The sequence below is a fragment of the Pectobacterium sp. PL64 genome (assembly GCF_022477975.1).
In the GTDB taxonomy this organism is placed as follows: Bacteria; Pseudomonadota; Gammaproteobacteria; order Enterobacterales; family Enterobacteriaceae; genus Pectobacterium; species Pectobacterium jejuense.
Genome location: NZ_CP092070.1, coordinates 4,045,114 through 4,057,833, shown reverse-complemented (window position 1 = coordinate 4,057,833; position 12,720 = coordinate 4,045,114). Strand labels below are relative to the sequence as shown.

The window sequence follows — 12,720 nt, the reverse complement described above, 5'->3', positions numbered from 1 at the left end:
TGGCGTGACGCCAGGGGGGATTAGCGTAAATCCAACATTGCGATATGGTCCATATCGTCAAACGTCAGGTTTTCGCCGATCATGCCCCAAATAAAGGCGTAGTTTTTAGTGCCGACGCCGGTGTGAATCGACCAGCTCGGAGAGATCACCGCCTGTTCGTTATGCATCACCAGATGGCGCGTTTCATGCGGCTCACCCATCATATGGAAAATAATGGTGTCTTCCGCCATATCAAAATAGAAGTACACTTCCATTCTGCGCTCATGGGTATGCGTCGGCATTGAATTCCAATTGCTGCCTTCCGCCAGACGCGTTAATCCCATGCTCAACTGGCAGGTTTCCACCACTTCCGGCACCAGATATTTGCAAATCGTCCGCTTGTTACAGGTTTTGACGTCGCCCAGCGGCGCTTTGATCGCCTGATCCTGCGTAATGATGCGTGTCGGGAAAACGGCATGTGCTGGTGCGCTGTTATAATACAGTTTCGCCGGTTTGGCTTTGTCCAGGCTGCTGAATGCTAAGGCTTTGGCTCCTTTTCCGACATAGAGCGCTTCCTCATTGCCAACCTCGTAACTTGTGCCGTCGATGACGATTTTTGCCGGACCGCCGATATTGATAAGCCCCAGCTCGCGACGCTCAAGAAAATAGTTCACGCCAAATTGTTTGCCGATGCCGTCATCAAACGTTATCTCGCCATCCACCGGCATGATCCCGCCCACCACGATACGGTCGATGTGGCTGTAGGTCATGGTGTATTGGTTTGGCGTAAATATCTGCTCAATAAGAAATTTCTTTCTCAGCTCAGTGGTATCAAGCGTTTTCGCATGTTCACTGTGTACACTTTGTCGTACGTCCATTTTGCTACCTTCTTATGCGGTTTTAGGTGAAAAGCGTTTTGCCCATACTGCCGTAAGGATGGGTACCAGTACTGATGTCACGATCACACTGGTGGCGACTAACGCTGTTGCCTGTTGAGCGACCGGAGCGAATTCCGGAGCCATATTCGCGATCAACAGAGGAGTGGCGACGGCGGCACCCGCGCTGCTGGATGCGGCCACGCCTGCGGTTCCATTACCACCGCCGATAAATTTATCCGCCAGAATCAACGGGATACCTGTAACAACAATCACCAACAGGCCAAGGAAGATACCTGCGAAGCCCGTCTGGAGGATCACTGCCAGATTAATGGTGTTACCTAACGCAAAGGCAAAGAAAGGGATCAGCGTTTGTACTGAATTACCGAACAGCTTTCTCAAGTCCGGGTCCAGGTTGCCCAATGCAAAACCAATCAGGAAAGGCAGCACGGCACCGACAAATAACTGAGGTTCAAAGGTCGCGATACCGCTGGCACCCAGAATGACCATGGTCATCAATGGGCCGGATTCCAGAGACATCAGTACGAAGGCACCCGCTTCTTCTTTCGAACCGTATTGGTTCATCAGTGCGGCGTACAAACCACCGTTAGTCATGTCCATTGCCGCGACCAGCGCCAGCACGGAGATCCCAGCCAGCATACCGTTTTGGATGCCGTCACCCGGCAAGAATGTGCCTGCGATCAGCGCCACAACCCAGGCAGTGGCGATTTTGGTGACCACCAGAACGCCTGATTTTCTCAGCATCGTTCCCGTTGCTTTAAATTCAATGGACGCGCCCATGCAGAAAAACCATACCGCCAGAATAGGGATTGTGCCAGTAATCAGGCCGTTACTGAATGAACCTAAGTATTTCCCAGCGCCTGGCGTAAAGGTATTACAGAGTGCGCCCAAAAAGAGCGGCACCAGCATTAATCCCCCAGGGATTTTATCAATAGCTTGTTTGATTTTCATAAAAGACCTCATTAAAAGATAAAAGCATGTTCAGCCCGCTTTCAGTGAAAGCAGATGGAGTATTGGTATAAAGTAATAAATAAGGGGGAATAAAACCCAAGGGGTTATTACCCGATTTCATTAACTAGTGAAGATGGTTGTCCCCATTATAAAATTGATAATTAATATTTTTCGTCATCTTAATGATGGCTTATGTCATGTTTTTTTAGTTATAGTTGGTCTCCCCGCAATGCTTAATGAGCGTTTGCAGGCCATTATGTCGTGATATATCCGTCGCGCCATTTTTACGCGACTATGATGAATTTCAATAAATTATAAATTGAAATTCATTAGGGTTATTTTCAATAAATAGATTATCTAATATCAATATTCCGGCTGTTAATATGTGCAGTAATTGCTTTGCTGGTTTTAATCAGGCTTGCCAGATGCTTTTCTTTTTTTCCGTTAGCATATTGCGACTGCATACCGTTAACGCCGATAGCAGCGATGACTTCACCATTTTGGTTAAAGATCGGCGCGGCCATGCAGCAGATCTCTTCTATATCTTCGCCGTCGTCTATGGCCCAGCCCTGTTCTTTGACGGTTTTCAGGTGTTGTAGGAAATCTTCTTTATTGGTAATCGTCCGGGGCGTCAAATATTCAAAGGTGCAATCGGCAATCAGTGATTCAATTCTTTCCTGCGGCAGCCAGGCGACGAGCACTTTTCCCAGAGACATACGGTTAAATACAATTTTCTTACCTTCCCAGGATGTTTTTACGATGGCCTTGGGCGATTCGACTTTACTCAGGAAGAAACCGTTATCGCCATCCATAATACCAAGATGGCAGGTCAACTCCGTCTCTTTGACCAATTCATGCATAAAGTTAATTGTGTCTTTACGCAGATCAATATTCTTTATTACCAAACCGCCAAGCTCAAACAGTCTTAATCCCAAAACATAACGACCGTCAGCGCGCTGACGTAATAATTGCGTCACCACCAGCACTTCTAATAGATGATGTACGCTGCTTTTGGGTATAGACAAATCAGTGCAAATCTCAGTGAAGCTGGCTTCGTCATGTTTGGCGATGTAGTCAATAATCATCACTAAACGGACGGCTGCCGGTGCTTTACTGTGTTCGAGCTGTTGGAATATATTCATGGTTGTTCTATATATAAAACTATGGTTTCCTATATAGAACAATAATAACGCAACGGTAATTTATTTACCTAGATGCAGATCACAAAATAATCGCGAAGTGGTTGAATATTTCAATATAAATGAAACGTAGTTTTATTAGGGAAACAAAATGGCGGTATTTTGGCAGGAAAGATGCCTGACCCCGTCAATAAGGTCAGGCATGATGTAAATGACAGAACGGCGGTTAACGCTTTTTAAAGGCCGCGGCCAGCGCATCGCCCATCGCGCTGTTGCCAGCGACAGGGGCGCTAGCAGGACGAGGACGTGATTTACCGGCTGGCTGACGCGATGAAGTATTGCTATCGCCACGCGCATTGCCACCGCCACGGCGTGATGCCGTCTCGCCCGGTTGTTCATCAAGGCGCATAGTCAGCGCGATACGCTTACGTTGCAGATCCACTTCCATCACTTTCACTTTGACGATATCGCCCGCTTTCACAACCTTGTGCGGATCGTCGACAAAATGGTCGGCCAGTGACGAAATGTGTACCAAACCGTCCTGATGGACGCCGATATCCACAAATGCGCCAAAGTTGGTGACGTTGGTGACGGCACCTTCCAGAATCATGCCTGGCAGGAGATCGTTTAAGGTCTCCACGCCGTCGGCGAAGCTGGCGGTTTTGAACTCAGGACGTGGATCGCGGCCCGGTTTTTCCAGCTCTTTGATGATGTCGGTTACCGTCGGTACACCGAAACGCTCATCGGTGAAATCCGAAGGTTTCAGGTTACGCAGCGCGTTGGGGTTCCCCATTAGCTCCTGCAACGCCTGCTCGGTTGCAGCCAGAATACGCTCCACGACTGGATAGGCTTCCGGGTGAACGGTAGAGGCATCCAGCGGGTTGTTGCCGTGGTTGATGCGCAGGAAGCCCGCACACTGTTCAAAGGCTTTTGGCCCCAGACGGCTGACTTTCAGCAGCTGTTCGCGGTTGTGGAAGCGGCCATTCTCATCACGCCAGGTCACAATGTTTTGCGCCATCATGCGCGTCAGCCCGGCGACACGGGTTAACAGCGCCACGGACGCGGTGTTCAGGTCAACGCCGACGGCGTTTACGCAGTCTTCGACCACCGCATCCAGTTTCTTCGCCAGCAGGCTTTGGCTTACGTCATGCTGATACTGACCCACGCCGATGGATTTCGGGTCGATCTTCACCAATTCCGCCAGCGGATCCTGCAAACGACGGGCGATAGAGACTGCGCCGCGCAGCGAGACATCCAGATCGGGGAATTCCAGCGCCGCCAACTCGGACGCGGAATACACCGATGCGCCAGCTTCGCTGACGATCACTTTCTGTGCTTTGATATCCGGGAACTGTTTCTGCGTGTCGAGGAAGAAGCGCTCGGTTTCACGTGAGGCGGTGCCGTTGCCAATTGCCACCAGCTCAACCTGATATTTGAGGCACAGTGCGGCAATTATCGGAGCGGCTTTCGCTGCTTGACCGGTATGCGGATAAATCGTATCGGTCGCGACCAGCTTGCCGGTGGCATCTACCACCGCGACTTTTACGCCAGTACGCAAGCCGGGATCGAGCCCCATGGTCGCGCGCATACCCGCCGGAGCCGCCATCAGCAGGTCGTGCATGTTACGGGCGAAAACGTTGATTGCTTCGTCTTCCGCTTTCTCACGCACGCTGCCCATCAGTTCGGTTTCAAGGTGCAGCAGCACTTTAATACGCCACGTCCAGCTAATGACGGCGCGTCGCCAGCTGTCCGCTGCCGCATTCCCCAAACGCAGGTTCAGGTGGTCGATAATAATCTGTTCGCAGTAGCTCTCACGCGGCGCTTCTTCATGTTGCGGATCGGCGTTCAGTGCCAGTTGCAGCACGCCTTCGTTACGGCCACGGAACATGGCCAGTGCGCGGTGTGAAGGCACCTGAGCAATTGGTTCATGGTGATCGAAATAATCGCGGAACTTCGCACCTTCTTCCTCTTTCCCTTCCACGACGCGGGAAACCAGATGGGCGTTTTTCCACAGATAGTGACGCACTTTTGCCAGCAGCGTGGCGTCTTCGGCAAAGCGTTCCATGAGGATGTAACGTGCGCCGTCCAATGCGGCTTTCACGTCCGCTACGCCTTTCTCGGCATCGACATAAGCCTGTGCCGTCAGCTCCGGCTCCTGGCTCGGATCTTGCCACAGGCCATCGGCCAGCGGTTCCAGACCGGCTTCAATCGCGATCTGCCCGCGCGTGCGGCGCTTCGGTTTATACGGCAGATAGAGATCTTCCAGCTCGGTTTTGCTCAGCGTGCCGTTAATGGCGGTGGCGAGCTGCGGGGTTAGTTTCCCCTGTTCGTCGATGGATTTCAGAATAGTCTGGCGTCGGTCTTCCAGTTCACGCAGGTAGCCGAGGCGCGTTTCGAGCTGGCGCAACTGGGTGTCATCCAGCCCGCCGGTCACTTCTTTACGGTAACGGGCGATAAAAGGGACGGTGTTTCCTTCGTCCAGCAGGCTGACGGCGGCGTCTACCTGCTCCGTACGCGCCTGCAATTCGCTGGCGATAATGTGGCTTAATGAATCATTCATAGGTCTGATATCAATCGTCATCAAGTTAGTGGAGTAAATAAGTAGTGGGTGAAATAAGTGAGGACAGTTATACGGATTGAGCGTGCAAAATGCCAGCCGCCGCCGTCTGGAATACGGGGACGATGATGGTGCTGTTCGTCGGATTACGATCGGAGAAGGGGAAAGAGATGCGGCAAAATTTACCTACATCAATATTCCGTCAGATTCTTGCAACCCACTCACGATTTTAGCGTATGACATACGTTGGCCTTGTGTAGCTATAAATTGAGCGCCGCACGGGATGACCGATCCAGAAGCCCGTAAGAGCGGACGAGGACAACATCATTAATTCGGGCAGGAGAAAGGTTCATGACAGTCAGAACGTCCACGTTGACGGCAGAAGGGCAGGCGGATATCACGTTGAACATGCGTTCCGGCGTGCTGGGGAAAACAGCGGTGGATATTCGCCCACTCGGTGAACACGGGCTGTGCAGCTATGACCCCGGTTTTGCCAATACGGCAGGGTGCGAGTCGGCGATTACCTATATAGATGCGGTGAATAGCGTGCTGCTGCATCGGGGCTTCCCTGTCGAACAGCTCGCCGAGCAGTGTGACTTTACTGAAGTTTGTTACATCCTGCTGCATGGTGAAGCGCCTTCGGCGGAAGCGTATGCGAAATTTGCTGACAACATCACCCGCCATACGCTGGTTCATGAGCAAATTACCCGGATGTTCAGCGGCTTTCGTCGCGACTCTCACCCAATGGCGCTGATGTGCGCGGTGGTGGGTGCGCTGGCCGCGTTCTATCACGATGTATTGGATATCCATAACGCGGAGCATCGTGAGCTGGCGGCCGTGCGGCTGCTGTCGAAAATGCCGACGTTGGCGGCGATGTGCTACAAATATTCCATCGAACAGCCGTCCGTGTATCCCCGCAATTCGCTCTCCTATACCGGCAACTTCCTGCATATGCTGTTTTCGATTCCGGCGGAGAAATATGAAGTGAATCCGGTGCTGGAACGAGCGATGAACCGCATCCTGATTCTGCATGCCGATCATGGTCAGTGCCCGTCTACGATGGCGGTCAGAGCGTCGGGTTCTTCCGGCGCTAACCCGTTTGCCTGCATTGCTGCCGGGCTGGCATCAATGTGGGGGCCGCTGCACGGCGGGGCGAACGAAGCCTGTATGCGCATGCTGGAAGAGATCAAAACGGTCGATCGCGTTCCTGAATTTGTACGACGCGCGAAAGACCGCTGCGATTCATTCCGCCTGATGGGATTCGGTAACTCGGTCTATCAGCATTTCGACCCACGCGCGGCGATTCTGCGCAAAACCTGTTATGAAGTGCTCAATGAACTCGGCACGGAAGACAGCCTGTTGCAGGTGGCGATGGAGCTGGAACATATCGCGATGACCGACGCTTATTTCCTGGAGAATAAACTCTACCCGAGCGTCGATTTCTATACCTCGGTCATTCTCAAAGCGATGGGGCTGCCGCCGTCAATGTTTACGGTTATTTCCACCGTTGGCAGAACGATCGGCTGGATTGCACATTGGGATGAGATGCATAAGCAGGATGAAATCAGCATCTACCGTCCGCGCCAGATTTATACCGGACAATCGCGTCGGGACTATGTTTCCGCGCTGAAAGACTGATGCGATTTTCACCATGATGCCTATGTCATGGCATCATGGTGATCACGGGCAGGATAAGCCTAGAATTTTTCCCAGTTATCCTGTGCGTTGCCGACTGGCGCGAGCGCTAAACGAGCGGGTTGGGTTTTCTTCGCCGTCGGCGCTGGGCGGACTGCTGGCGTGCCTCGCAGATGGAAATGGTTCATAAGCGTAACCAGATGAGAGGACTGTTCGCGCAGGCTGGTTGCCGCATTGGCGGATTCTTCCACCAGCGTCGCGTTCTGCTGGGTGACCTGATCGAGCTGGTTCACGGCATCATGAATTTGCGAAATACCGGATTCCTGCTCCTGCGTTGTCGTCCCGATCTCACTGATTAAATCCGCCACGCTGCGCGCCTGACTTACCAGCTCCTCAATGGTGCTGCCGGTGTCTTCAACCAGACGATTTCCCGCTTCCACTTTTTCGACGCTGGTGTTAATCAGTACCGCGATCTCTTTAGCGGCGGAGGCGGAGCGCTGCGCCAGCGAGCGTACTTCCCCAGCCACCACGGCGAAACCGCGACCTTGCTCACCCGCGCGTGCGGCTTCGACTGCCGCATTCAGCGCCAGAATATTGGTCTGGAAGGCGATACCATCAATGACGCTGATGATGTCGCGGATTTTGTGTGAACTGGTGGAGATCTCTTTCATCGTAATGACCATGTTGCTGATGGCATCACCGCCTTTGGTCGCTGTTTCGCTGGCCTGGCTGGCAAGTTGAGTGACGCTACGCACGGTATGGGCATTCTGACGAATCGCCTGGCTCATCTGCTCCATTGAGGCGGCTGTTTGTTGCAGGCTGGCGGCCTGTTCTTCCGTACGCTGGCTCAGGTTTTCGCTGCCTGCGGCGATTTGGCTGGAACCGGACGCGATGGCTTCGCTGCTCTGCCGCACCTGCTCGACGATATCACCCAGGTTATGGCTCATATGACGCATGGTGGCTAACAGGCTGCTGTGGTCGTTCGGCTTGATGTTGATATCGACGGCCAGATCGCCATCGGCGACCTGCCGGGCAATGTGGGTAGCGTAGAGCGGTTCGCCACCCAGTTGGTTTTTCAGCGTGCGGGTAATCAGCCAGGCCACGACCGCGGCCATGGCCGCGGCAGCAAGTGCGAGAATCAGCATGATAACGCTGCCGGACTGCGCATCCTGCTGCGCCCCGCTGACAATCTCGTTGGTATCCTGCTGCTGCGAGGCCATCATCGCGTCCAGCACTTTAAACAGTGCGTTTTGTGCCGTCTGCATCTCATTGAGAATAATGGTGTTACCTTGCAGACGCTGCTGTGGATCGGTGGACTGCACCAATTCCATCGCTTTCAAAAAGGCCGCAAGGTAGGGCGGACGAGTGTCCTGAAACTGTTTCAGTAGCGCACTGGTGCCTTCGGTGTCGAGCTGTTGCCCCAGCTTTTTCAGGTTGGCGGTATTGCGGGCGATTTGCTCGTCGACGAACTGTTTTTCCTGCCTGATTTGCGCAGGATCGGTGCTGAGTGCCATGTTACGGATCAGACGAGCATTGGCGTCAAAGCCAGCTTTAACTTCCTGAATCAATAACATATTCGCCAACGTGGTACCGGAAAGCCGGTTGATGTCGTTACCCAGCCCAACCAGTTGGAGTCGTCCGAAGAATGCCACCATCAGGCTGATGATAATAACCAGAGAAAATCCCATACCCAGCATCTTGCCGAGTTTGATTCTGTTCAGCATATTCATAAACATCCTTAATTTTTTGACATGCTATGAAGGCATAACGGAGGGGGCTTGCTATCGTAATCGATGCAAGTAATGACAAGGCATTATAGCTATGTTTCGTATTTTCGGGATACATCGGTCACTCCCGTCCTCAAAAACATATCGATAAGAATATCTGTAATATCGGCAAGAAAAGCGTTCTGTTGATCACGTAAATTACGGCGAATGGGATTTCGTATGAAATGTGTGATCTGAGAGACAAAATGCGCGCGGGTACGGCGTTGGCTAATGGGAATAATGAGAAAAACGTGGGAGAGTGGTGCGTTAACCCCTTTAGACGTTAACGCACCGATCGATCACGACGCTTTATCGCTAACAAAAGGGGCGATATAGCGCTGATAGCGTGATTCTTTCAGCTGTTGCAGATCGACCAGCACCAGACCGTCGATGCAGTTATTGAAATCAGGGTCGATACCGAAGTCGATAAACCGCACGCCGCCCGGCTCACACAGCTCCGAATACTGCTTGTAGAGCGTGGGGATTGCGCAACCCATGTTGCTGAGCATGCTTTTCAATCGCGTGAGATCCTGCTGGTAGTCCGTTCCTTCAAACTGTTTCAGCACGTCAGGCAGCGAGGCCGGATAAGGGCGACGCGACGTAGCCAGCGGCTGATCGGGCGTGAAGTGCAAGCGATAAAACGCAACCAGCAAATCGCGTGCATGCGGCGGCAAAGTACCGGAAAGCGACACCGGACCGAACAGATAGCGATGTTCTGGATAGCGCGCCAGATAGGCACCAATACCCAGCCAGAGATAATCCAGCCCGCGTTTACCCCAGTATTTGGGCTGAATGAAACTGCGGCCTAGCTCAATGCCTGATGCCAGTATCGGATCCATTTCGTCGCCGTACTGGAACAGACTGTGGCTGTAGAGGCCGCTTTTCCCTTTTTCTGCGATCAAACTGGCCGTCGAGACAAAGCGATAGGCACCGACAATCTCCAGTTCGCGGTCATCCCACAGGATCAGATGCAAATAGTCATCGTCATAGCTGTCCAGATCGCGACGTTGGCCAGATCCTTCGCCCACGGCCCGGAAGGCGATTTCGCGCAGGCGTCCGAGTTCGCGCAACAGCGGCACGTAATCTTCCTCACCGCGTCGATACAGATAGACAATCTTGCCATCCGGCGTGGTGCCCAGCGTTTCGCACTCTGACAGCGCGCGCTTCAGCAGCACGCGGTCTTCGGCCAGTGCAATGGGCTTTTCACCGGTAAAACAGCCGGGCTTTCCTTGTCCCAACCGATAAACGTGACGACGGAAACGGGCCGCCAGATCGTTAGCGTTCCATTCGCCCTGACTCCAGGACGCATAGGGAATTCTGGCACCGATACGCAGCTTGAGGGTTTGATCGCGTTGGCCGAACATTTCTCTCACCAGCAGCAGGGTGGAGAGCGGGCGATAAACCATGGAAGAGAGATAGAACAGCGCACTGTTGCGTCCGCCGATATGAATCGGAACCACGGGCGCGCGGGCTTTGCTCGCCATGCGGATAAAACCATTATGCCAGTGACCGTCGCGAATACCTTGCAGGCTAGCGCGTGAAACCTCGCCCGCGGGGAAGACGATGATCGCGCCGTCGCCTTCCAGATGCTGCTGGATGGCGCTGATTTGCTGGCGTTTGGTGCGGTTATTGAAGTTATCGACGGAAAAAAACAGATTTTTGAGCGGGGCGACATAAGAGAGTAGCTGGCTGGCGACGATGCGGACATCGGGCCTGACGCTGGCGACGGTACGCAGTAGCGCCAGACCGTCCAGTGAGCCAATGGGGTGGTTGGCAACCAACACCACTGGCCCCTGACTGGGGATGTTTTCTAAATCCCCTTCGACCATTTCACAATTGAAGTTGAAGTAGTCAAGAATCTGTTCGACCAGATCTAAGCCTTTCAAATGCGGGTAACGCCGCGCAAATTGGTGCATTTCATTTTCAAATAGCAGAGAACGCAAAACCGTTTTCTGCCAGGGTGGCGTATGGCGATGCGGGGCAAGATCTTGCAGAATGGCGTCTAAGCTAAACATAAATCGTTCTCCGTAGCTCTCCGTGGCTAAAAGTACGGGATAGAAATGACATATTTATGTCTGTTGATAGATTATTAGCCAAAACTGTAAATCTGTGTAATGAACGCGCGATTTTTGCACGTGGGAATAGCGAAGCATGTGGTACGCACTAAGAGCCTAACGGGGTTACTGACTTGAAAACCAATCTGATTACCCGCGAGGGGTATGACAAACTGCGGGCAGAGCATGACCATCTCTGGAATGTAAAGCGCCCGGAAATTACGAAAATTGTCTCCTGGGCGGCGAGCCTGGGGGATCGTTCAGAAAATGCGGACTACACCTATAACAAGCGTTTATTGCGCCAGATCGACAGGCGTGTGCGCTACCTCAGAAAATGCCTGACGGAATTGAAAATCGTTGATTATTCGCCGCAGCAGGATGGCAGCGTATTCTTTGGCGCCTGGGTAGAGATCGAGAATGAACAAGGTGAGGTGAAGCGTTTTCGGATTGTCGGCCCGGACGAGATCTACGGCGACAATAAAGACTATATTTCGATCGATTCCCCGATGGCGCGCGCCATGCTGAAAAAAGCGGTTGATGAGGAGTTCACCGTGAACACGCCAGACGGCCCGCGTGAGTGGTTTGTTAATTCGATTGAGTACGTTAAGTCATAAGCGGCCCGGCAGCGGCACGTAGGGGAAACACACCGCAAGCCGGGCGAGCGTATCCCCCTTCGTGTCCTATTGGCGCAAGAGGTTTAGTCATCTACATTTTGCGCCCGCAATAGCTGCCTGGCTTGCTCAATGACGGGTAAGTCCACCATCTCACCGTTTATCTGGAAAGCGTAGCTGTGTTCGGCTGCTTTCAGAACCTGCTTTGCCCAGTCTATTTTGCTGCGATCCGTCGCGAATGCCTGCTGAACGGCATCGATCTGCGAGGGATGAATACAGAGTTTGGCTGAGAAGCCGAGCGAGCGCGCATGTAATGCGTCAGCTAACACCCGGTCGTGATGCGTGAAGTCAGGATTGACGCAATCTATCGGTGGTGGCAAGTCGGCCAGTCTGGAGGCTAATACAATGCGGCTTCTGGCATACAGCAAGGCATACAAGGATTGATCGCAATGAATATCGAGTGAGAAATCCAGTGAGCCAAATGCGACTCTTTCTACCCCTGCAGCACAAATCTCTTCTGCATGATGCAACCCCTGCGCGGTTTCAATTATCGCAATAATATGAACCGCTTCCGATCTATTACGATTTATCATTTCCCGCGCATCATGCAGCATTTCTGCGGATTCTATTTTAGGTAAAACAATTTCCCATTTGGCTGTTTTATGTTTGGATGGGGCGTTATTTCTTAATTTTTCTTTATTATTAAGCCTATTCAGAAATTCGATATCTTCACTGAACTCCACTGAACCAAATTTGTTTAAACGTATATATCTTTTGCAATTTATTTCAGAGACGGGCGTATCGTTTTTATCCCATTGGATAATATTTTCTCTAGCCTGGTTTTTTTCATCAGGATGAACAGCATCTTCTAAATCAAATATCACGGCATCGGCACCGCAGCAGATGGCTTGTTGAAAGCGGTGGGGCGCATTACCAGGCACAAAGAGATAGGTTTTAGCGTGTTCCATGCTGCTCTCCTTCTATTAATTCATTGATTAAATGATATTTTATTAAAATGTAACTAATTAGTTGCGAATAAGAATGATACCTATTTACATTCTCGTGGTTGATATGCTAGCTTTCCGTTCATTATTTTTCAATCCATCTATCACGACATTTTTATTAAGTTTCG

At 51.9% G+C, this 12,720-nt stretch carries 9 protein-coding genes; 2 read left to right on the top strand and 7 right to left on the bottom strand.

From position 1 onward, the window contains the following. Positions 1–20: 20 nt before the first annotated feature. The 4 genes from kduI to HP572_RS18270 form a co-directional block, all read right to left on the bottom strand. On the bottom strand, positions 21–857 hold the full coding sequence (kduI, locus tag HP572_RS18285; protein ID WP_240583956.1) for a 5-dehydro-4-deoxy-D-glucuronate isomerase: 837 nt from the start codon (positions 855–857) through the stop codon (positions 21–23). 12 nt (positions 858–869) lie between these two features. After that, positions 870–1,826, bottom strand: a complete 957-nt coding sequence (gene kdgT / locus HP572_RS18280; protein WP_240583955.1) for a 2-keto-3-deoxygluconate transporter — start codon at positions 1,824–1,826, stop codon at positions 870–872. Between the two features lie 353 nt (positions 1,827–2,179). Beyond that, positions 2,180–2,968 (bottom strand): IclR family transcriptional regulator, encoded by a 789-nt coding sequence (locus HP572_RS18275; protein WP_039484681.1) that lies wholly within the window; start codon positions 2,966–2,968, stop codon positions 2,180–2,182. A gap of 223 nt (positions 2,969–3,191) precedes the next feature. Continuing rightward, positions 3,192–5,525 carry a Tex family protein gene (locus HP572_RS18270; RefSeq protein WP_240583954.1) on the bottom strand — a complete coding sequence of 778 codons (2,334 nt, stop codon included), beginning with the start codon at positions 5,523–5,525 and terminating at the stop codon, positions 3,192–3,194. 348 nt (positions 5,526–5,873) lie between these two features. Between HP572_RS18270 and HP572_RS18265 the strand changes: the two genes are divergently transcribed. Next, complete coding sequence (locus HP572_RS18265) at positions 5,874–7,160, top strand: citrate synthase (RefSeq protein ID WP_240583953.1); 1,287 nt, start codon at positions 5,874–5,876, stop codon at positions 7,158–7,160. A gap of 59 nt (positions 7,161–7,219) precedes the next feature. On the opposite strand, the gene HP572_RS18260 is transcribed toward HP572_RS18265, so the two are convergent. Next, positions 7,220–8,887: a methyl-accepting chemotaxis protein gene (locus HP572_RS18260; protein WP_240583952.1), complete on the bottom strand. Its 1,668-nt coding sequence runs from the start codon at positions 8,885–8,887 to the stop codon at positions 7,220–7,222. Positions 8,888–9,222: 335 nt separating this feature from the next. Further along, on the bottom strand, positions 9,223–10,938 hold the full coding sequence (locus HP572_RS18255; protein WP_039311536.1) for a lysophospholipid acyltransferase family protein: 1,716 nt from the start codon (positions 10,936–10,938) through the stop codon (positions 9,223–9,225). 173 nt (positions 10,939–11,111) lie between these two features. Here HP572_RS18255 and greB point away from each other — a divergent pair, with 173 nt between their 5' ends. Next, positions 11,112–11,591: a transcription elongation factor GreB gene (gene greB / locus HP572_RS18250; RefSeq protein ID WP_039288614.1), complete on the top strand. Its 480-nt coding sequence runs from the start codon at positions 11,112–11,114 to the stop codon at positions 11,589–11,591. Between the two features lie 83 nt (positions 11,592–11,674). Here greB and HP572_RS18245 read toward each other — a convergent pair whose 3' ends face one another. Further along, positions 11,675–12,556: a CoA ester lyase gene (locus HP572_RS18245; RefSeq protein ID WP_240583951.1), complete on the bottom strand. Its 882-nt coding sequence runs from the start codon at positions 12,554–12,556 to the stop codon at positions 11,675–11,677. Positions 12,557–12,720 lie beyond the last annotated feature (164 nt).